Here is an 18,333-nt window from a genome sequence, read left to right on the forward strand (position 1 = left end):
CCCTCTACCTGATTTGGTGGAGGGTTATTTTTTATGCTCAAATAAATCATTCACATCCACACCTAATAATTCTGCCAGTTCCACAGCCTTATCTAATTTAGGCATGGTTTCATTCTTACACCAATTTGTAATGGTGTCTCTGTTTACTCCGATTTTTTCTGCTACGTAAGATTTTTTTAACCCACTGTTTTTTATTAGATCATCTACTACTAATCGCATGACATCACCTATCTTACTAATTCTACAGTCACCTATAAATATCCTTCACAAAAATAATTCTGAAAATAATCGGAAACAAACAAGCCCTTCCGACATACACTCTAATTAACCACATCAAGGAGGGATAACATGAATTGGTTTAAATCAGCTTACGATGTCACAAGCGGTAAACGAAAATCAAATTGGGCGTATGACAATTTAGAGTACTCACCTTATCTACATCCACCGCACATGCTTAAAAATATGTATAGCAATGCAAACCACGAACAAAAAGCATCTATCCTCAAACACATAAGCGATCACGAAATGCAGGACTTCGGAGAATGGAAAGAGATAGCAAATCAAATATGGGATGATTACAAGTGATTGTATTAGGTTTTGGGATAGTCGGAACAACTTTAGTTACGTTAGCTTATCTGGAAACCAAAGGTAAACTATCCATTAATACAACAGTCTTGTACATCATATTAGGATTAATCGCTGTTTTGGTTGGGTGGTGGGGGATAGATGTAATATTAGAAACATTCCTCTTAAAAACCTAAAGACATCCCGAACAAAAGGTAATAAGAAAACAACACGTACACACGCACCACGTAAGCAATAAACGAATTACCGACTGCATTACTGGTCGGGTATTGATACGGGTAATACGTCAGGTAGCCTGTCAGGTAACAGAGTAGGAAAGGGGATAGGTAATGGTATCTTATGATTGTCCGACATGCGGAGGTAACGGAGTACAGGAAGTGCTTCAGGTTAGAAATGGGAACATTAAACGATTTACGGATAATTGCAGCATGTGTTTTGGTATCGGATCAATGACAAACGGCAGGGCTAATGTAGATTATGACGTTGGTATCACTGATCCAGACCCTGCATGGAGAATGAAATGGGGAAAAGATTATAAAAAGCAGCTGTCGAAAGGAGAGTTTTAATGTTAATTGAAACTGGCTTAGGTTTGCTGGTATCGTCTGCAATGCTCACATCCATCCGAACAAAAAACATGCCAGACAAAAAGAAAATAGAAAAGATATTTGAATACACGAAAACATGGGTAACTACAGAGGGAAATAAGATCAAGAAGCCACAATTCATTAGAGAGGATAACATAACAGTCAATGAAAAGGTGATAGGAATCGAATATGTGTATCGGTTGCCCTTGGGTATGCCATTTAAAAAATTAGAATATCTCAACGAAAATGTAGGTGTATTCAAAGATGGCTTACACAAAAATGTAGAAATAGAATTCGATGAGGGGATGATGCATGTGAATGTTTACGAAGCCGATCTGCCGAAGTCCTGGGATTATATTGACGAAAAATTGGAAGGGTGGAAAGTGCCCATCGGAAAGACATACAAAGAATTAATCATGCATGACTTTGACAGTACACCTCACTTAGTAGGTGGTGGTACTACCCGATACGGTAAGACTAATCTTGTAAAGGGGATCATCACATCACTAATTATCAATCATCCAGAAGATGTTGAGTTGTATCTCATTGATCTAAAAGCAGGAGTGGAGTTTTACCGATACAGAAATTTAAAACAAGTACAGATGGTCGCTACAAATGTTGTGGAAACGTACGATCTGTTAACAGAAGTGATGATGAAATTAGAAGTAGAGAAATTGTTATATCGTAATAATGGATGGTCAAATGTAACCGAATCACCAATCAAGAAAAGAACGTTTGTAATCATTGATGAAGCTGGCGACTTAGTACCTGAATCATTTATGGATAAAGACGAAAAGGATATGCACAAAGAATGCCAATGGATGCTGTCTCACGTTGCCCGAATTGGTGGAGCATTTGGATTTAGAGAGTTATTCTTTAGTCAATATACTACTGCCGACGTACTGCCAAGGCAAATAAAACAAAATTGTGATGCAAAGATTAGCTTTAAATTGCAAAATGGTTATTCTAGCGAAGTTGTTTTAGGAGAAGGGAACACACAGGCAGCCGATTTAGAAAAGATACCAGGCAGGGCTATGTTTAAAGACGGCGCTACCATGCATAAGTTACAAGTTCCGCGTATCTATGATAAGCAAATGGAAAAACTCCTGCAAGATCATTACGTCACAAAGAGAAAGGATATTACTAATGAACAACAGGCAGATGAAGATACTAACGAACTTATCCAAATTAGAGATATTGACTAGATCACAAATCCAAACCCTCCATAATACGAAGAGCGCCCGTAATACAAATTTTATTATGAAATCCCTAAAACCATATATTAATTCAGTACGTCTGGATGAAAACACTTACTACTTAAATAAAAAAGGCATCGACCTGGTGGGCGCTAAAAGTCAATTTAAGTATACAGATCAGACTACTCATAAACTCATGCGTAATGATGCCTACATCTATTTTAAGCCGACAGAATGGAAAGTCGAACAAGAGATCAAAGTGAGGACAGTTACAGTTGTACCTGATGCCTACTTTTATTCTGGCTCATCTTATAAATTTTTAGAAGTCGATAATACACAAAAATGGAACATCAATGTTAAAAAAATGGAAAACTACAAATCATTAAAAGAAACCAAAGCATTCCAAAAACAATATAAATACTTCCCTCCTATTATATGGGTAGTGAAATTAGAATCACGTAAACCAAAAATTAAAGCGTTGGCTAAGGAAATGGATATCTTTTGCGAAGTGTATCTGCATGATGAAATCAAATTATAAGGAGGGTATTATGCGACGTTTTATACAAATCAATAATCTATCTGATGACGATTATATTCATTATGACCACCAGGGTAACCAGTATAAAATTCACAGACTCGATTTTCTAGAAGTTTTAGATTGGGATAAATGGTGCTTGAAGGTACGCACTAAGTACGATCATGAATTTTGGATTTTAGTTCCAATGATGTCGTATGAATGTAAGATTTCCCTGGACAATATTAAGGAGGTAATACCATGAAAGTGTTAATTGATGGCGTACATGTTGGTGACTACGTACACGTTAATCACTTTAAGGAGTTTAAAGGATACGTGGTGGATAGAGAAATGCCAACAATCAAAGTACTGGTTACCGACACATTAAGAGGTAAGACCAAACCGTTTGAGTTAGTTGATTACAAATACGCAGAAGTGATAGAGGATGAAGAAGAAGAACTGCAAGCAGCGATTAATAAACCCGTTTCTAAATTCCCATACAAAGCACTAGCATATGCCCCAGCCATGGCAGGAGTTATCTTAGCAGCATTAACAAGCAACATCATTGGTCTAGGTTATGCAGGATTATATTTAATATTTATATATGGTGTAATGGATGCTCCTAAATCAGTAAAAGACGATTGCCGAAAAGGCTGTCAATAAGGAGGGGATAGAATGAATAACGCAAACAGATTATGGAAAGCAATTGAAATTTTAATGAAGGCTCTGGACGATGAAGCAAACGAAGCACGTAGAGTGGAGTTAATAAACGCAGTGCAGCATGTATCTGATATTCACAGGAGTTGTATATCGGACTTTGAACCAGCGGCTGAATAGTGGTAAAATATAGAAAAATGTACAGGGGGTTATTAGTTTGAAGAAAATATTAGTGGTTGTAGGTTTAATGTTTTTAGTTGGTTGCAGTGAAGCAACTGCAGAAGTCGAAGGGGAAGCAATGAATTTAGAGGAACTGCAAGGAAACATAAAAGATGCAGGGAATGAGTTAAAAGATGTAGAAAATAAAATAACTTCAAAGGAAGCAGACCTTAAAAACTTAGAAAATAAATACAACTCTGAGGTGGATGGTTTCGAGGAGATAGTTGCTCTAATTGATGATAAAGAATCAATTGAAAGTGATGTAAAGTCTGCTGAATCAACACTGGCAAAATTGAATGATGATATCGGCTCCGCAGAAAAAGAACTTGCTAAATTGCAAGGTGATATCCTTGAATCTGTAGGCTCGCCGATCGAAATTAATGCTGGACAGTGGTTTGTTGGAACTGATATTGATCCTGGTAGATACCGTGCTAGCGGATCTTCAAACTTTGTGGTTCGAGATAGCGGAGGTAGTTTAGTAGTCAATACAATTTTAGGTGACGGTCGTTCAGGACGCGGAGATTATGTTTTCTTTGCTGTAGATGAATACTATATAGAAACTTCTGCAAAAACAACTTTAACTCCAGTCGAATAATAAAAAGAGCAGATTTATATCTGCTCTTAATTTTTTGTATATAAGCCGCTAGGTGTTATACTAATAACTGTATCAAACGCATTCCAATTGTTCTAAAACGTTATCCATAATACACACGTAATAGACAAATGGACATTAAAACCCTTGTTATATCAGTAGTTAAGTTAACATGAAGTTAACGCTATTATTATGTAAGAAAAAAATAAATAAAAATTTGGTGATACTATGGCAAACTCAGAAAGACTACAGAAGGTTATTGCACAAAGTGGCATAACTTCAAGAAGGAAAGCAGAACAACTCATATTGGAAGGGAAAGTTAAGGTGAATGACAGAGTTGTGACTGAAATGGGTACTAAAGTTAACAGAGATGATAAAATTGAAGTAAATGGAGTTCAATTAGAAAAAGAATTACTTGTCTACTATATGCTTTATAAGCCCCGGGGTGTTATTTCAAGCCTTAGTGATGAAAAAGGAAGAAAAGTAGTAACAGATCTACTGGGAGAAGTTCCTGAACGTATTTTTCCCGTTGGAAGGTTGGATTATGACACATCAGGTATTCTATTATTAACAAACGATGGGGAATTTGCTAATCTCTTAATGCATCCGAAGTACGGTGTGGACAAAGTGTATGTGGCTAAGATCAAAGGGATACCAAATAAAATAGAACTGGCACAACTCAAAAAAGGTGTGAAATCTGACAAAGACAACTTAAAGGCTGTAGGTTATACTGTTTTGTCAGTAGACAAACAGAAGAATACGATGATTCTTGAAATAACATTACGTGAAGGCAAAAATAGACATGTAAGACGAATGATGGAGCAACTGGGCTATCCAGTAATGAAATTGATGCGTGAAAAATATGGTACTCTTACATTACAAGGTCTTCAGCCCGGGAACTATCGTCCATTAACTCCACACGAAATAAAGCAAATGCGAAATATGGCTGCCACAATTGTTAAAGAATAGTCAAATTTACCAACGTGGTTAAGTGGTATAATGGTTTGGGGAGTGAATAATAGATGAGCTTAGAGCAGATAAAGAAAAGGAAGAGAAATAAAAAAAGAAACCGTCTAATTTTTAGAACAGCAACCCTGGCTGTTCTATTAATCGCTGTCGTCTTTGCGCTTGTCTCCAACTTTCAAAAGGATAAAACGATTTATAGTGTTGGAGATAAAGCACCGGATTTTCAATTACAGCAAATTAATAACAACAACGAATTGGAAACAGTACGGCTCAGTGACTATGAAGGTAAGGGAATTATGTTGAATTTTTGGGCTACTTACTGTAAGCCATGTGAAGCAGAAATGCCCTACATGGAAAAGCTTTATCCCGAGTATAACGAAAAAGGGATAGAGATTATTGCAGTTAGTTTGGATGCAACTCAGTTAGTTGTTAACCGGTTTATTGATAAATATGAGTTGACTTTTCCCATTCCTCATGACACTAGAGGGCAAGTAATGGATCTGTATAAAGTTGGACCGATGCCAAGTACATTCTTCATTAATCCAGAAGGGGAAATTGAAGACATTGTTGAAGGCGCGTTAACACTTGAACGATTAGAAGGACATTTACAGGATATTCAACCGAATTAATGTAAGCAGTCTACTTGTATTGTGAGGGATTTGAATGAATAAAATAAAATGTGAATGTGGACACGTAAATCCCGAGGGAACAGTTCTATGCGAAGCGTGTGGTAAGCCTATAGAAGGGAATCAGCATATTGATGGTAATGATAAGAAGAAACTGCTGAATATGCGTTATGATGGTAGTGCCCGAAGATCACAAACATACAATAAATCAATTATTGATAAAATATGGAGCTTTTTCTCTTCTGTTAAAGTAGGGGTTTGGCTAATAGTTGTCACACTGATTGCCTCGGCAGTAGGATCTATCTTCCCCCAGGAAATGTACATACCAGCAGACGCAGCATCACGTGATCCTGCAATCTTTTATGAAGATCGATATGGTATTTTCGGACTTATTTTTTATCAATTAGGATTTCATAATTTATATAGCTCTTGGTGGTATATGATACTGATTGCTTTAATTGGTATCTCGTTGGTAATTTGCAGTATTGACCGAGTAGTTCCTTTATACAAAGCATTAAAGTTACAAAAAGCAAAAAGACACGAAACATTTATTAATCGCCAAAGATTATATAGTGAGTCAGAGTCTGTAAGTAAAGAAGAAATACAGCAAGTTAAAGAAAAATTAAAGAAACAGCGTTATAAGATCAGAGATGAAGATGGGCATATCCTAGCAGAAAAGGGCAGATTTTCCAGATGGGGACCTTATGTAAACCATATTGGATTAATTGTTATATTATTAGCCGCGATGTTACGTTTCACGCCCCTACTATATATGGACGAGTATGTGTGGGTAAGAGAAGGGCAACAACTGGTTATTCCTGGAACTGATGGGGAGTATTATATAGAAAACAAACGTTTCTTATTAGAAACACATGATGAAAATGATGAACGTTTTAAAGATTCATTAGCAAAACAAGGAGAAATGGTACCTAGTAATTATCAGACTGATGTTATTATCTATAAAGCACATGAATCAGAGGTAGCGGGTGCCGAACCAGAGCTTGAAAAAATTATTGAAAGTGATATTCGAATGAATAAACCGTTGAAATTTGATGGTTACACTTTATATCAAGCAGGTTATCAATTGAATGAATTCACTAATATGTCTTTTAAGATACACGAAACAAATGATAGTGAGGAAGAAGCTTTGGATTCATTTACGATTAATCTAACTTCTCCTGAATCCGATTATGAACTGGACAATGGATTTCGGGTTGTGGTAGATCAGTATTATCCTGATTATTACTTGGATGATAATGGAGAGCCTGCTTCTGAAACTAACTACCCAAGAAATCCAGCTTTTGTCCTTTTGATTTATCCCCCAGGTGAAGTGACACCTGAGGTTAGTTTCATAGGTATTGGAAGAAACATTGATGCTACTGGTGAAAATCAATACAAAGCGGGTATAGAAGATTTTGAAATGCATAATGTCAGTGGGTTAACTGTAAGAGTAGATTATACGCTGCCGCTTTTCATTATAGGTGCTGCTATATTTATGATTGGTGTTAGTCAGGGAATGTATTGGCAGCATAGAAGGATTTGGATCCATCCAAAACAGAAAGGTGTACTATTAGCTGCTCATACTAATAAGAACTGGTTTGGGGTTAAGAGTGAAATAGAAAAGGCAATAGCCGGTACCACTATTAAAATGGTAGAAGATCAACAGGAATTGGACGAATAGTTATTAAGAAGGTTTTAACATGTCAGGAGGATTTGCATGAGTTTAATTAGCATGAGCAGTACGGCTTTATATTCGGCATTTATACTTTACTTGGTAGCCACTTTCTTCTTTGGTTTTACAATTAAAGATAAGCGCTCCATTTCAAAGAAAGATATAGCCGGAAAAATTGGAATAACCCTTACAATTATTGGTTTTATAGCACAACTGATTTATTTTATAACAAGGTGGATGGCTAGTGGACATGCCCCAGTAAGTAATATGTTTGAGTTTATGACCTTTTTGGGAATGTCACTCGTTATAGCGTTTATAATTCTTTACTTTATTTATAGATTAACTGTTCTGGGGCTATTCGCATTACCTGTTGCGCTTATTATTATAGCTTACGCAAGTATGTTCCCTACAGAGGTGTCGCCATTAGTTCCTTCGTTACAAAGTCACTGGTTATATATACATGTAACGACTGTTTCCTTATCTCAGGGTATACTTGGAATTAGTTTTGTTACGGGACTAATTTATTTGATTAGACAAATTGATCAATCTGTTAAAAGTAAAAGAACTGCATGGTTGGAATTAGTGTTATATACATTGTTCCTTTTCATAGGGTTTATCGTCATTAGTACGGTATTTAATCTGATGAATTATAACGCATCATTCGAATATCCATTGGATAACCGTACTATTACCACGGAGTATCATTTACCAGCAATTGCTGGTCCGACGGACGGAGCGCTCGTCACAGAAGGTGCGATGCAACCGTGGTTCGAAACACCTGCATGGATGCATGGTGCAGATTCAGGGAGGAAATTTAATACGTTGATATGGTCAATCCTTACTGGTTCTGTCATCTACGGTCTTACGCGTCTTATACTAAGAAAACGTGTTGGCGCTGCTATTCAGCCTTTACTTAAATCCTCTAAACCTGACCTTTTGGATGAGATTACATATCGTGCAGTAGCTATTGGTTTTCCTTTATTTACATTAGGGGGATTAATATTTGCGGCGATATGGGCACAAATTGCCTGGGATAGATTCTGGGGATGGGACCCGAAAGAGGTCTGGGCGTTAATAACATGGTTTTTCTATGCAGCCTTTTTACATTTAAGACTGTCACGAGGATGGCATGGAGAGAAATCTGCTTGGCTGGCAGTTGGCGGATTTGCTATCATTATGTTTAATCTAATTGTTGTAAATCTTGTATTAGCAGGACTGCATTCATATGCATAGACATTAAATAGTTCTTTTACAAGGTACCATTTTGATGAATGGTATCTTGTTTTCTTATACTTTCACGTGCAGGTAGTTTATACTTTATATAACTTCAATTAAGAGGGGGAGCTTAGATGGAAACAAACGCAAGAATACTGGTAGTAGACGATGAAGATAGAATCCGCAGGTTAATACGTATGTATTTGGAGCGGGAAGACTTTATTGTTGAAGAAGCTGAAAATGGCTCCGAGGCATTGGAGAGTGCACTTAATAATGATTATGATGTTATCCTGTTGGATATCATGATGCCGGAGATGGATGGTATTGAAGTTTGCCAAGAGTTAAGAAAAGAAAAAGCAACTCCAATTATTATGTTGACAGCTAAAGGAGAAGAGGCTAATCGAGTTCAAGGATTTGAGGTTGGTGCGGATGATTATATCGTCAAACCTTTCAGTCCCCGAGAAGTTATTCTTCGTGTTAAAGCACTACTAAGAAGAGTATCTACATCTTCGTTTAACGAAGCAAATTCTGCTACAAGGGACATACTTGTATTCCCTCATATAGCGATTGATCATGATGCACACCGCGTAACTGCGGACGGAGTGGAAGTAAGCCTTACCCCGAAAGAATACGAATTGCTGTGTTTCCTGGCGAAATCTCCTGATAAAGTATTTAATCGTGAGCATTTACTTAAAGAGGTATGGCAATATGAATTTTTCGGAGATTTACGAACGGTTGACACACATGTCAAAAGGTTGCGTGAGAAGCTAAATAATGTATCCAAAGCAGCTGCAAAAATGATTGTCACTGTATGGGGCGTAGGATATAAATTTGAGGTAGATGATGAGTAATGTTCTGGCGTAGCGTTGTTGGTAAGCTCGCAATTACTATATTATTGCTTGTTTCTTTCGTATTATTTATTTTAACTATATTGTTACTGGAATTCTTCGAAAATTTCCATATTCAAGAAGCAGAAAAAGACATGATGCAAACAGCTACTAAAGTTTCCGTACTAGTAGAGCAGCATGAGGATAAATCCTTGGTTTTGGAGACAACTGAACGAGTAAAGGATTCTGCCAGCAGAGTTGCCATTATTTTTGATGATGGAGAGTTATGGGTATCTGAAAGCAGCAATCAAAGCTTGTCAAAATTAGAAGAATATTGGTTGGAAGAAGACGAAGGTTTAGCGGGTGTGTTAACATCCAACGAAGAAGTGAGGGAACAGATAGTTATTCCTGGAAGCGATTTAGAGGCAATGATTGTAGGTACACCAATTGGAAATGGTAGAGGAGCTATCTTTGTATACCAATCTTTAGACGTAGTCGATCAAACGAAAGCTGAAACTACTAAAATTATATTTCTTGCAGCTGGAATCGCGATTATATTAACAACAATATTTGCCTTTTTTCTATCGACTCGAATTACTTCCCCTCTAATCAAAATGCGCGAGGCCGCCTTTGATCTGACCAGAGGCGAATTCAACACGAAAGTGCCCATCTTGACGCATGATGAAATTGGGGAATTGGCCATGGCTTTTAATCGGATGGGAAGGCAGCTGAAGTTTCATATTAACGCTCTGCACCAAGAAAAAGAACAACTCTCTGGGATTGTCAGTTCTATGGCAGATGGCGTGGTTACCTTGAATAGGAATGGTGATATGATAGTAACTAATCCACCGGCAGAGCGTTTTATTGAGGATTGGTACTTTGAAAACAATGTTAAAGTGTCAGGAGAAAAAAGAAAGTTGCCCAGTGATTTAAATAAGATTCTTCAAGAAGTAATAAGTGGAGAATCTGAAGCACTTCATGAATTAAGTTTACAAGGAAGAAGTTATGTAATGTTGATGACTCCATTATACGATCAATCTTATGTTAGGGGAGCAGTAGCGGTCATTCGAGATATGACCGAAGAGAGACGCCTTGATAAGTTGCGTAAAGATTTTATTGCTAACGTGTCTCATGAATTGCGAACTCCAATATCAATGCTGCAGGGGTACAGTGAAGCAATTGTTGATAATATAGCTGAAAGCAAAGAAGAAAAAAATCAACTGGCACAAATTATTCATGAAGAATCATTGCGTATGGGACGACTTGTTAATGAATTACTGGACTTGGCACGCATGGAGGCAGGACATATACAGCTTAATTTAGAAACAATAGATGTTGTCCTTTATGTGGAGAGAATACTGAAAAAATTTACTGGGATTTCTAAGGAAAACAAAATACAATTAACATTATCAACCAATGTAACCAATTCAACAGCACAATTCGACCCAGATAGAATAGAACAGGTATTCACAAATCTAATTGATAATGCTATTCGCCATACAGATGAAAATGGGTATGTGAAGGTTGATGTGGTTTGTAATGAAAATGGAATTCAAGTAGATATTCAAGACAGTGGAAGTGGTATACCTGAAGAAGATCTTCCATTTGTATTTGAACGTTTCTACAAGGCTGATAAGTCAAGGAAACGAAATAAGCAAAAAGGCACTGGCTTAGGTTTAGCAATAGCAAAGAATATTATCGATTCTCATAACGGAATAATTACTGTAAAAAGTAAACTTTATCAGGGGACTACTTTTAGTTTTAAAATACCACACACGCATAGTTAAATCTGTTTCGTTCAATCAGAATATGATATGATGTAAAATGTACTTAAAATTGAATGTAATTATTTGGGAAATGGTGTATTAACTTAAAAGGGAATCCAGTGAAAAGCTGGAGCTGTCCTCGCAACTGTAATTGATATACGAAATAAGCATGTAACCACTGTATGTTTGTCATATGGGAAGGGCTTAAAGTAGGTAATTATCATAAGTCAGTAGACCTGCCATTACCCACTGTTTCAATGCTTCGAGGATATGAGCGTTTGGGACAACCGGATACATATATGCATAAAAGTTTAACTATGTTTCGTTTGTCTTAAAGGCTGGCTCTTCAAGGGAGCTAGTCTTTTTTATTATGTGGATTTGTATTTTACGGTTCCAACATGCTACATTCCTAACACTAGAACAAACAATAACTGGAGGTTGGAAAATGAATAAATGGATTTTACGCTTAGCATCATTATTAGTAGTTGTTGGTCTATTAACGGCTTGTGGTACAGACAATGAGAGCCAGGAAGATGCACCAGAACAATCGGAAAATAACCAGGCAGAAGAGCAAAGTGAAGAAGTTGTTATCACTATTTCAGAAAATGAAGGCGAAGAAGTAATTACAGAAAAGGAAATTACAATTGAAGAAAATGCAATTTTAATGGAAGTTATGAAAGAAAACTTCGAGATTGAAGAGGAAGGTGGCTTTATCAATTCCATTGAAGGTGTTAAACCTGAAGAGGACGAGCAAAGAGCATGGATGTACTTTGTGAATGATGAAGCGGCGCTAGTGGGTGCTCAGGAATATGAATTAACTCCTGGAGACAAGGTAACCTTTGATTTACAAGCCTGGGATTGATTTAGGTGAATATCTATAAATTAACATTAATTGCATTACTTGCAGCACTTGCTGTTGTTGGAAGGGTGACATTTTCCTTTTTACCAAGTGTTCAACCTGTAACAGCCTTAATAATTATTTGTGGATTGATTCTCGGCCCATTTGCTGCTGTTGTGTTAGCATTTCTAACAACATTCCTATCCAACATGATGCTGGGTATGGGTATATGGGCAATTTGGCAAGTAGTATCATGGTCACTGATTGGATTACTGAGTGGTTTGATAGGTAAAATCCCAGGAAGGAAACCCCTGTTGGTCATTATTATATTTGCTGTCTTTAGCGGATATCTATACGGCTTTTTAATCTCTCTGACGAGTTATCAAATAACTGGGAAATTCCTTCCTTACTACCTTGCTGGCCTGCCATTTGATACCAATCATGCTATAGGTAATGCTGTTTTTATAATTATTCTTTATCCATTAATAGCTCATTTTTTTAAAAAGTATGCAGACAAACGATTCACGATTCAAAATACCAGCTAAATAAGTTGGTATTTTTTCTTTTTCTAATTTATAGTTAAATAGAAAGTAAAGTGTAACATTCTTGTGCCAGCAAACGACTATTTAGGTGAACGGAGGATCTTTATGAAGGTCATGTTCGAGGATTTATATGACAAATACCACCAGGATTTATTCCAATTTATTTTTTATATGGTAAAAGACAAACCACTAACTGAAGATCTTATTCAAGAAGTTTATATAAAGGTTTTAAAATCGTATGAGAACTTTAAAGGGGAGAGCAGTGAAAAAACCTGGCTGTTTTCAATTGCACGGCATGTTACCATTGATTATTTCCGTTCCCAAAGCAGAAAAAGAAAAAGAATACTTGAATTCTTTGATTGGAGTGAAAAAGGAGAGCATATTCAGGACAGTAAACCTTTACCCGAAGATGTTGCTATTCAAAATGAAGAACTTTCGAGAATTTATACTTATTTAGATAAATGTACAGTTGATCAAAAGAGCGTGCTGATACTAAGATATATCCAATCTTTCTCCATTCAGGAAACAGCAGATATACTAAATTTTAGTGTCAGCAAAGTAAAAACCACCCAGCATCGAGGCTTGAAAGCTGTGAAGAATCTTTTTTTAGACGATCAGGAGAGGGGAGGAGATCAGTAATGAAGAATAGAGACAGAGAAGACCAGCATGTAATAGATCTATTAAAACAAATGCCAACAGTAAAAGATGATACAGATAAAAATGATTTATATAGAAGCATCTCTTCCCAATTAGAAACTCGGGGCAGAAAGAAACAGAGAACCAAAAAAGTCGTGCCCTTATTCGCTACTTTAGTTGCTGTTACTATTTTAATTATCATGATTCCTACCCTTTTTAATACAAGTAATAACTTTCAAACAAGCGAAGATTCTGCCGATATGTTACGCCAGGAATCAGGTAGTGAAAGTATAATAGAAGAATTAAATGAAAACAATCTGTATATGGAGGAATCTGCTGATTCTGATGAAGATGAAGGAGAAATAACTAAGACGGAACCAGGTCCAGAAAGTTATGTCTTGCAAAAAGCGGATGATCAATCTCTAATAGTTCACGCCGCAATTACAGATGATCAGCAACAGTATGTCATTCCTTTATCTATTATTTTACCTGAGACTGAGGATCTTAATACGTATTATAATCAACTAGAGAGTCACATAAAACAATCTGGGGTGAATGAACAGGATTACTTATTCGAAGGAATTGAATTTATCATAGACCAGGCTAACGAACAGGTAGTTATGGATTTACCAGAAGATTTTTCTATAGGCCATGGATCGACCAGGGAATATATATTCAATCGGATGCTGACAACCATGTTTAGTCCTTATGGTATAGAAAAGGTTACTTTTGAAACTGAAGATAATGAGGAAGCAGATCTTGGGTCACTTGGTTCTTTTAAGGAAATGGCTATTGAACCAATAGGGGAAGCTTTTTATAAATTATATAAATCCAAGGCAAAGAACTTGTTGGTCCCCATTCCAAATTATGAGCAATTCACAATTCATGAAGCACTAAATGAGTTGAAAAATACAGAAGAATCATTCGACGTTTATCAAACAGTCCCTGATTATATTGAATTTTCAACCGAAAGTATGGATGGCGAACTTGTTATAACATTATCTGAAGAAACAACTTTAACAAATGATCAAGAAAACGCTACAATGATTGAGGCAATATTAATGACTGCAGGAAGTTATGGGTATGACTTTGTACGATTTGAAAATATAACAAACGATCAATTGGGTATTTACAATATAGACGAATCTATTCGTATACCAGCTGCAGTAAACCCTATTTATTAAGGTAATGAACAAAAGCGCTAAGTAAAAGTGTTTTAGAAAATAGTTTATTTTCTAAAACACTTTTGACTTTTATATCTTCACATTCTAGTATAGAGTAGAACATGTATATGGTGTATCAGTAAGGACTGCGGTTTACTCCTCATATTTCAAAGGATCACCATCAAAAGGCATATTCGAAAGCTTAATTGAATCGGTTGGACAACCTTGGTATGCATCAATCGCATCTTCTTCCAGGTTATCCGGAATGCTAGAAGTTCCTTTATTTCTATCTATAACGACATAAGCTATTCCTTCATCGTCATAATCATATATGTCAGGCGCAGAAGCACCACAAGCACCGCAGGCAATACATGTTTCTTTATCCACAATTGTGTACTTTGGCATACAATATACCTCCTTAGAGGATTTACCCCTGAGTTCATTGTAAAACTGATTAACCAGTTTTACAATATAGGATAACTGACAACAGCCTTTTTTTTGTACTTCAGCTTGTATCGGATATAAAAAGTTCACAATTAGTACAAATCCTACGTAGAGGAGGTACCTTGCAGGTGCTATTTGAAGGAATTATTCTTACATGCAGTACAAGGATAAAAACGGAACGTACAGCTGCCGCAATATTTCACATAGTCAGTGGGAAGAAATCTATACAAACCATACAGGATATTCGAATGTTCGAACTAGAAGACTTTTACGGTATATTTAAGAACCTGCCAAAACCTGTATTTGACAAAAAAATCAATGAGCTGGACAAACTTGGCTTACTCCAGGAAAAGGAAAAATCGGCTTATGATATTACTAAATCAGGAAAAGAATGGTTAGAACGAAACAGCTCAAATTTACCACTGGATTATTATAATGGACTTCATTACAGCAATACAGCAGAAGTATATAATGAGCGGTTAACATTACTCATACAAACACTGACCAACAGTAAAAAAAGTAATTTCGCTTTTATACCAGTAATTGAAAACTCATCAGTTGAAAAATGGGTAAAATTCCATTATAAAGAAATGAAGGTACATGAAGCCCGGTTATTATCATCTATTTATAACGAATTGAGAAGTCTGTTGCGTCATTTCTCTAATCAAGAAGCTGAGTTATTTGTCGAGCGATTAACCGGATATAGAAATTATGGAAAAAGTATTAATCAGTTGGCTGATAAGTATCAAATGACGAATGTGGATGTAAAACTTGTATTAACAGGAATGTTTCACCGCATGTTGCACTTTATCCAGCAAGAAAGAGATAATTATAAATTTATGTCATTTATAATTAATGACATATTTCATACTGCTCTAATCACACACTCTGCTAATACTACTTATTTTTATTTAAAAAAAGCCTGTACTATTGAAGAAATTGCACAGATTAGAGGATTAAAATACAACACGATTTATGATCATATCGTGGAAATTGCTTTATATGATCCGGACTTTCCTTTAACTAATTATGTTCCTAAACACTACCAAAAGGAAATTATGAAAGCATTTAATGCTACAAGTTCGTTTAAATTAAAAACTATTAAACAGTTGGTGGCTGGAGATATCAGTTATTTTCAAATTCGCTTAGTATTGGCTTCAGCCAAAAATCTACTTGAATCAGGTGATTAAAATGCAATCAATCCTAGAGACCAGTTTAACGCAACACTTTACATACAATTCATTTCGTACAGGACAGTTAGAGATAATCCAGGATGTGATGAATGGCAACGATGTATTAGGTATATTGCCTACAGGATCAGGCAAGTCAATCTGCTATCAATTGCCTGCGAAATTATTAGATGGTGTTACGATTGTAGTATCTCCATTAATATCTCTAATGATCGACCAAGTTAAACAATTAAAAGCAATAAATTTTAAAGAAGTTGTAGCCCTGAATAGCTTCATGACCCCGTTTGAAAGAAAAGAAGTTTATAAAAATCTGCACACATACAAATTAATCTATGTTTCTCCAGAATTACTACAAAAAAAAGAATTACAACAAAAATTGGAGCAGCTTAACATTCGTTTATTTGTAGTTGATGAGGCGCATTGCATTTCTCAATGGGGGCATGAATTTAGACCTGATTACTTAAAATTAAATGCAATTATAAAATTCCTGAATAATCCAACTGTAATGGCCCTCAGTGCTACTGCTACACCAACAGTTCAACTTGATATTGTGAATGCATTAGATAAACCGAATATGATAAAACACATATATCCGATGGACAGAGACAACATAACTTTCAATATACAAAAAGTTGCGAATGACCAAGATAAGATTTCTGTGATGGCTGAGAAACTATTAATTTACCGTACTCCTACATTAATTTATTTCTCTAGCAGGAAAGCCTCGGAAAAGGTTTCCGCCATTCTCTCTAAAAAATTACCTTCAAAAAGAATTTCGTTTTATCATGGAGGAATGGAACAAATAGATCGCATAAGTATTCAGCAACAGTTTATGAATGATCAACTAGATATTATCTGTTGTACAAGCGCTTTTGGTATGGGTATTAATAAGAGTAATATTCGAATGGTCATACATTATCACCTTCCCCCACAACTGGAAGCATATATACAGGAAGTAGGCAGAGCGGGAAGAGATGGGCAATCAAGCGTTAGTATACTGCTATTTTCGGAAAACGACATATACCTTCCCAAAAATATCATAAATAAGGAATTGCCATCTGCAAAGGAAATTAATGTGGCATTTAAGGAATTGTATCATCTATATGTAGTCCAGGGGAAATTGCCTGATAATGAATCAAAAATTGAAAATTTAATGGGTGTTAATGAAATTCAGTGGCGATTTTTGTGCTACCAATTTGAAAAAAATGGTATGATTATAGGTAATACAATTAATTATAATAGAAAAAGTTGGGAACTGGCTTACAATGAAATAACTAAACTTGCTCTTAAACGTTTACGAGCAAAAGAAAATAAATTAAAAGAAATGCTAGAATGGATTCATGAGGAAGGGTGTCTTCGAAAACATCTGTATAAAGGATTTCAGCCTTCGTACAGCAATCCTAAATATCAGTGCTGCAGTAATTGTGGATTTTCATGGAGGGAGTGGAAACCCAAGGAAACAGAGATATTAAAGTACACAGCTGATAGTTGGGAGAGTAAACTTAAAAATTTATTGTTAATCGGAGTAACTAATGAAGCAAAATGAGCTAATAAAATTAATGTCAGATGAGGAATTAAAAAGACAACTAATGCTGTCTCAACTTATTTTCTTACTTCTAGGAATATTTTTAAGTATTTTCTTTTTTGAAAGTATGGAAGAATGGTTATATTACTTGGATTGGAAACCTGCAGAAATTATACTTTACGGTGTCTTACCTGGTTTTCTTATTGTATTGATTGATATGATATTAATCCTCCTAGTCCCTGAGAAGTATTATGACGATGGGGGAATTAATGAGAGAATTTTCAGAAATCAATCTATTGGATATATCTTTGTTATCTCATTGCTCGTTGCTGTTTCAGAAGAGATTTTGTTCAGAGGCGTTATACAAACAAATTTTGGGTATATAGTTGCAAGTATCCTATTTGCCCTCGTTCATTTCAGATATCTAAAAAAGCCTTTTCTACTTGTTTCTATATTATTTGTAAGTTTTTATATTGGTTATCTATTTGAAATAACAGAAAACATACTAGTAACAATAACTGCCCACTTTATAGTAGACTTTTTACTAGGGTTAATTATACGCTTTAAAAAATGAGG

The 18,333-nt window shown here is 35.8% G+C and carries 24 protein-coding genes and 1 riboswitch; of the genes, 22 read left to right on the forward strand and 2 right to left on the reverse strand.

The annotated features are described in order from the left end of the window. Positions 1 to 24: 24 nt before the first annotated feature. Entirely contained in the window at positions 25 to 219 is a 195-nt protein-coding gene (locus QGM71_RS02745; protein ID WP_327605975.1) for a helix-turn-helix transcriptional regulator, read from the reverse strand. A gap of 129 nt (positions 220 to 348) precedes the next feature. Here QGM71_RS02745 and QGM71_RS02750 point away from each other — a divergent pair, with 129 nt between their 5' ends. From QGM71_RS02750 to QGM71_RS02840, 19 genes are all read left to right on the forward strand, one after another. Continuing rightward, complete coding sequence (locus QGM71_RS02750) at positions 349 to 585, forward strand: hypothetical protein (RefSeq protein ID WP_327605712.1); 237 nt, start codon at positions 349 to 351, stop codon at positions 583 to 585. After that, positions 582 to 761, forward strand: coding sequence for a hypothetical protein (locus tag QGM71_RS02755; protein WP_327605976.1), 180 nt, complete (start codon positions 582 to 584; stop codon positions 759 to 761). Before QGM71_RS02750 ends, QGM71_RS02755 begins: the two co-directional genes overlap by 4 nt. 153 nt (positions 762 to 914) lie before the next feature. Next, complete coding sequence (locus QGM71_RS02760; protein WP_327605977.1) at positions 915 to 1,151, forward strand: hypothetical protein; 237 nt, start codon at positions 915 to 917, stop codon at positions 1,149 to 1,151. Next, positions 1,151 to 2,374 carry an FtsK/SpoIIIE domain-containing protein gene (locus tag QGM71_RS02765; RefSeq protein WP_327605978.1) on the forward strand — a complete coding sequence of 408 codons (1,224 nt, stop codon included), beginning with the start codon at positions 1,151 to 1,153 and terminating at the stop codon, positions 2,372 to 2,374. The genes QGM71_RS02760 and QGM71_RS02765 overlap by 1 nt, the downstream gene beginning before the upstream one ends. After that, entirely contained in the window at positions 2,316 to 2,903 is a 588-nt protein-coding gene (locus tag QGM71_RS02770) for a replication-relaxation family protein (RefSeq protein WP_327605979.1), read from the forward strand. The genes QGM71_RS02765 and QGM71_RS02770 overlap by 59 nt, the downstream gene beginning before the upstream one ends. 10 nt (positions 2,904 to 2,913) lie before the next feature. Continuing rightward, a complete protein-coding gene (locus QGM71_RS02775) occupies positions 2,914 to 3,144 on the forward strand; it encodes a hypothetical protein (RefSeq protein WP_327605980.1) in 231 nt (76 codons plus the stop codon). Further along, positions 3,141 to 3,542, forward strand: coding sequence for a hypothetical protein (locus QGM71_RS02780; protein ID WP_327605981.1), 402 nt, complete (start codon positions 3,141 to 3,143; stop codon positions 3,540 to 3,542). The genes QGM71_RS02775 and QGM71_RS02780 overlap by 4 nt, the downstream gene beginning before the upstream one ends. Before the next feature lie 12 nt (positions 3,543 to 3,554). Beyond that, positions 3,555 to 3,716, forward strand: coding sequence for a hypothetical protein (locus QGM71_RS02785; protein WP_327605982.1), 162 nt, complete (start codon positions 3,555 to 3,557; stop codon positions 3,714 to 3,716). A gap of 37 nt (positions 3,717 to 3,753) precedes the next feature. Further along, positions 3,754 to 4,350, forward strand: a complete 597-nt coding sequence (locus QGM71_RS02790) for a hypothetical protein (protein ID WP_327605983.1) — start codon at positions 3,754 to 3,756, stop codon at positions 4,348 to 4,350. A 225-nt stretch (positions 4,351 to 4,575) separates the two neighbouring features. Further along, entirely contained in the window at positions 4,576 to 5,316 is a 741-nt protein-coding gene (locus tag QGM71_RS02795; protein ID WP_327605984.1) for a pseudouridine synthase, read from the forward strand. 53 nt (positions 5,317 to 5,369) lie between these two features. Next, positions 5,370 to 5,942: a thiol-disulfide oxidoreductase ResA gene (resA, locus tag QGM71_RS02800; protein WP_327605985.1), complete on the forward strand. Its 573-nt coding sequence runs from the start codon at positions 5,370 to 5,372 to the stop codon at positions 5,940 to 5,942. Positions 5,943 to 5,976: 34 nt separating this feature from the next. Continuing rightward, positions 5,977 to 7,620: a cytochrome c biogenesis protein ResB gene (resB, locus tag QGM71_RS02805; RefSeq protein ID WP_327605986.1), complete on the forward strand. Its 1,644-nt coding sequence runs from the start codon at positions 5,977 to 5,979 to the stop codon at positions 7,618 to 7,620. Between the two features lie 36 nt (positions 7,621 to 7,656). Next, on the forward strand, positions 7,657 to 8,844 hold the full coding sequence (ccsB, locus tag QGM71_RS02810; protein WP_327605987.1) for a c-type cytochrome biogenesis protein CcsB: 1,188 nt from the start codon (positions 7,657 to 7,659) through the stop codon (positions 8,842 to 8,844). Between the two features lie 116 nt (positions 8,845 to 8,960). Continuing rightward, entirely contained in the window at positions 8,961 to 9,677 is a 717-nt protein-coding gene (locus QGM71_RS02815; protein WP_327605988.1) for a response regulator transcription factor, read from the forward strand. Next, complete coding sequence (locus tag QGM71_RS02820; protein WP_327605989.1) at positions 9,677 to 11,440, forward strand: ATP-binding protein; 1,764 nt, start codon at positions 9,677 to 9,679, stop codon at positions 11,438 to 11,440. The genes QGM71_RS02815 and QGM71_RS02820 overlap by 1 nt, the downstream gene beginning before the upstream one ends. A gap of 54 nt (positions 11,441 to 11,494) precedes the next feature. Beyond that, positions 11,495 to 11,677: riboswitch (cobalamin riboswitch) on the forward strand. A 187-nt stretch (positions 11,678 to 11,864) separates the two neighbouring features. After that, entirely contained in the window at positions 11,865 to 12,281 is a 417-nt protein-coding gene (locus tag QGM71_RS02825; RefSeq protein ID WP_327605990.1) for a DUF4430 domain-containing protein, read from the forward strand. A gap of 5 nt (positions 12,282 to 12,286) precedes the next feature. Then, positions 12,287 to 12,802, forward strand: coding sequence for an ECF transporter S component (locus tag QGM71_RS02830; RefSeq protein WP_327605991.1), 516 nt, complete (start codon positions 12,287 to 12,289; stop codon positions 12,800 to 12,802). 102 nt (positions 12,803 to 12,904) lie between these two features. Then, positions 12,905 to 13,438, forward strand: coding sequence for an RNA polymerase sigma factor SigX (sigX, locus tag QGM71_RS02835; RefSeq protein WP_327605992.1), 534 nt, complete (start codon positions 12,905 to 12,907; stop codon positions 13,436 to 13,438). Beyond that, entirely contained in the window at positions 13,438 to 14,619 is a 1,182-nt protein-coding gene (locus QGM71_RS02840; protein WP_327605993.1) for a hypothetical protein, read from the forward strand. The genes sigX and QGM71_RS02840 overlap by 1 nt, the downstream gene beginning before the upstream one ends. A 132-nt stretch (positions 14,620 to 14,751) precedes the next feature. On the opposite strand, the gene QGM71_RS02845 is transcribed toward QGM71_RS02840, so the two are convergent. Then, entirely contained in the window at positions 14,752 to 15,003 is a 252-nt protein-coding gene (locus QGM71_RS02845) for a ferredoxin (protein ID WP_327605994.1), read from the reverse strand. Between the two features lie 167 nt (positions 15,004 to 15,170). Here QGM71_RS02845 and QGM71_RS02850 point away from each other — a divergent pair, with 167 nt between their 5' ends. Genes QGM71_RS02850 through QGM71_RS02860 form a run of 3 tightly spaced genes read left to right on the forward strand, consistent with a single transcriptional unit; the run spans position 15,171 to position 18,331 of the window. Beyond that, complete coding sequence (locus tag QGM71_RS02850) at positions 15,171 to 16,232, forward strand: helix-turn-helix domain-containing protein (RefSeq protein ID WP_327605995.1); 1,062 nt, start codon at positions 15,171 to 15,173, stop codon at positions 16,230 to 16,232. 1 nt (position 16,233) lies between these two features. Next, positions 16,234 to 17,778: a RecQ family ATP-dependent DNA helicase gene (locus QGM71_RS02855; protein ID WP_327605996.1), complete on the forward strand. Its 1,545-nt coding sequence runs from the start codon at positions 16,234 to 16,236 to the stop codon at positions 17,776 to 17,778. Next, complete coding sequence (locus tag QGM71_RS02860; protein WP_327605997.1) at positions 17,765 to 18,331, forward strand: CPBP family intramembrane glutamic endopeptidase; 567 nt, start codon at positions 17,765 to 17,767, stop codon at positions 18,329 to 18,331. The genes QGM71_RS02855 and QGM71_RS02860 overlap by 14 nt, the downstream gene beginning before the upstream one ends. Positions 18,332 to 18,333 lie beyond the last annotated feature (2 nt).

It is taken from the genome of Virgibacillus tibetensis, assembly GCF_036026595.1.
In the GTDB taxonomy this organism is placed as follows: Bacteria; Bacillota; Bacilli; order Bacillales; family Amphibacillaceae; genus Virgibacillus_P; species Virgibacillus_P tibetensis.

Bases quoted from the DNA above. Each gene is read 5' to 3' on its own strand.
- QGM71_RS02745 (WP_327605975.1), bottom strand. From the start codon at position 219: ATGCGATTAGTAGTAGATGATCTAATAAAAAACAGTGGGTTAAAAAAA.
- QGM71_RS02750 (WP_327605712.1), top strand. From the start codon at position 349: ATGAATTGGTTTAAATCAGCTTACGATGTCACAAGCGGTAAACGAAAA.
- QGM71_RS02760 (WP_327605977.1), top strand. From the start codon at position 915: ATGGTATCTTATGATTGTCCGACATGCGGAGGTAACGGAGTACAGGAA.
- QGM71_RS02765 (WP_327605978.1), top strand. From the start codon at position 1,151: ATGTTAATTGAAACTGGCTTAGGTTTGCTGGTATCGTCTGCAATGCTC.
- QGM71_RS02770 (WP_327605979.1), top strand. From the start codon at position 2,316: ATGAACAACAGGCAGATGAAGATACTAACGAACTTATCCAAATTAGAG.
- QGM71_RS02775 (WP_327605980.1), top strand. From the start codon at position 2,914: ATGCGACGTTTTATACAAATCAATAATCTATCTGATGACGATTATATT.
- QGM71_RS02780 (WP_327605981.1), top strand. From the start codon at position 3,141: ATGAAAGTGTTAATTGATGGCGTACATGTTGGTGACTACGTACACGTT.
- QGM71_RS02785 (WP_327605982.1), top strand. From the start codon at position 3,555: ATGAATAACGCAAACAGATTATGGAAAGCAATTGAAATTTTAATGAAG.
- QGM71_RS02795 (WP_327605984.1), top strand. From the start codon at position 4,576: ATGGCAAACTCAGAAAGACTACAGAAGGTTATTGCACAAAGTGGCATA.
- resA (WP_327605985.1), top strand. From the start codon at position 5,370: ATGAGCTTAGAGCAGATAAAGAAAAGGAAGAGAAATAAAAAAAGAAAC.
- resB (WP_327605986.1), top strand. From the start codon at position 5,977: ATGAATAAAATAAAATGTGAATGTGGACACGTAAATCCCGAGGGAACA.
- ccsB (WP_327605987.1), top strand. From the start codon at position 7,657: ATGAGTTTAATTAGCATGAGCAGTACGGCTTTATATTCGGCATTTATA.
- QGM71_RS02815 (WP_327605988.1), top strand. From the start codon at position 8,961: ATGGAAACAAACGCAAGAATACTGGTAGTAGACGATGAAGATAGAATC.
- QGM71_RS02820 (WP_327605989.1), top strand. From the start codon at position 9,677: ATGTTCTGGCGTAGCGTTGTTGGTAAGCTCGCAATTACTATATTATTG.
- QGM71_RS02825 (WP_327605990.1), top strand. From the start codon at position 11,865: ATGAATAAATGGATTTTACGCTTAGCATCATTATTAGTAGTTGTTGGT.
- sigX (WP_327605992.1), top strand. From the start codon at position 12,905: ATGAAGGTCATGTTCGAGGATTTATATGACAAATACCACCAGGATTTA.
- QGM71_RS02840 (WP_327605993.1), top strand. From the start codon at position 13,438: ATGAAGAATAGAGACAGAGAAGACCAGCATGTAATAGATCTATTAAAA.
- QGM71_RS02845 (WP_327605994.1), bottom strand. From the start codon at position 15,003: ATGCCAAAGTACACAATTGTGGATAAAGAAACATGTATTGCCTGCGGT.
- QGM71_RS02855 (WP_327605996.1), top strand. From the start codon at position 16,234: ATGCAATCAATCCTAGAGACCAGTTTAACGCAACACTTTACATACAAT.
- QGM71_RS02860 (WP_327605997.1), top strand. From the start codon at position 17,765: ATGAAGCAAAATGAGCTAATAAAATTAATGTCAGATGAGGAATTAAAA.